At 66.7% G+C, this 1,149-nt stretch carries 2 protein-coding genes; both read right to left on the reverse strand.

Annotated features, from left to right (window positions below; translation table 11 throughout):
- Positions 1–485: cytochrome d ubiquinol oxidase subunit II (locus GJ634_RS15190; protein WP_197425564.1), on the reverse strand; the 485-nt coding region annotated here is incomplete at its 3' end.
- Positions 478–1,149 (reverse strand): cytochrome ubiquinol oxidase subunit I (locus GJ634_RS15195; protein WP_197425565.1); only part of this gene is annotated, 672 nt, incomplete at its 5' end. The genes GJ634_RS15195 and GJ634_RS15190, both read right to left, overlap by 8 nt.

Raw genomic sequence — 1,149 nt, forward strand, 5'->3', positions numbered from 1 at the left:
CCGGTCAACACCACCGGTAGCGTCGCCCCACCGAATAGCCACCGGCCGGCGAGCATCCCCAACAGCAGCGGCGCGACCACGCTCCCACCGACGAAGGCGTAGTCGGTGTAGCGCTTCCAGCGCTCGTCCTCGCGCTGCTCGCGGAGCTCCGGACCGAGCCCGCGGAACACCAACGCAACGACGAACCCGAGTGCGAGCAGATAGTTGTCCGCCAGGAGCCGCGAGTACACGCGCGGGAACGCCGCTAGCAACATCGTCCCGAACGCCACGACCCACACCTCGTTGGCGTCCCACACCGGGCCGAACGCCGCCAGGAACGTCTCCCGCTCGTGTTCGTCCGTCCGGGTCGCGTACAGCATCCCGATACCGAAGTCGAAGCCGTCGAGGACGATGTACATCCCCAACGCGAACACCACGGCGCCGACCCAGACCTCCGGCAGGGAGTCGACGAGGTACGTGTCGACGGGAATCAGTGGGTCAGTCATCGCTGGTCACCCACGGGAGGGGGCCGCGCCAGCGGCTCGCACTCGACTCCTGGACGCCGAGCGACCGGAGCTCTTCCCGAATCAGCCACTTCAGGACGTACAGCGCCGTCAGTATCAACGCGACGTAGAGGACGACGAACCCGACCAGGGTCAGGGTCGCCTCGGTCCCAGTGAGCGTCGAGGAGACCGCCTCGCTCGTCTTGAGTTCGCCCTGGATGACCCACGGTTGGCGGCCGATCTCGGTGACGTACCAGCCGGTGAGTAACGCCGCATAGCCGAATGGCGATGCCGCGATCATCGACTTCAGGTAGCGCGTACTCTCGGTCAACCGTCCGCGGTACGTGAGGTACCCGCCCCAGAGCGCGAGCCCGATGAACAGGAACCCGAGCCCGACCATGAATCGGAACGACCAGAACACGAGCGCAACGGGTGGGTTCTCCTCGTACTCGTTCAGGCCGATGACCTCGGCGTCGAAGTCGCCGCCACTGGCGAGGAACGACCCGACTCTGGGGAGACTCACCGTGAAGAGGTTCTCGGCGCGCGGGTCGGTGAGCGCGTCGAGGGACTTCGGGAACGCGAGCAGGTGGAGGTCGGCCGACCCCGTCTCGTAGTGGGCTTCCATCGCGGCGAACTTCTGGGGCTGCGTATCCTCAACGTGCCGGCC

The organism is Halobacterium sp. CBA1126 (assembly GCF_009741975.1).
Taxonomy (GTDB): domain Archaea; phylum Halobacteriota; class Halobacteria; order Halobacteriales; family Halobacteriaceae; genus Halobacterium.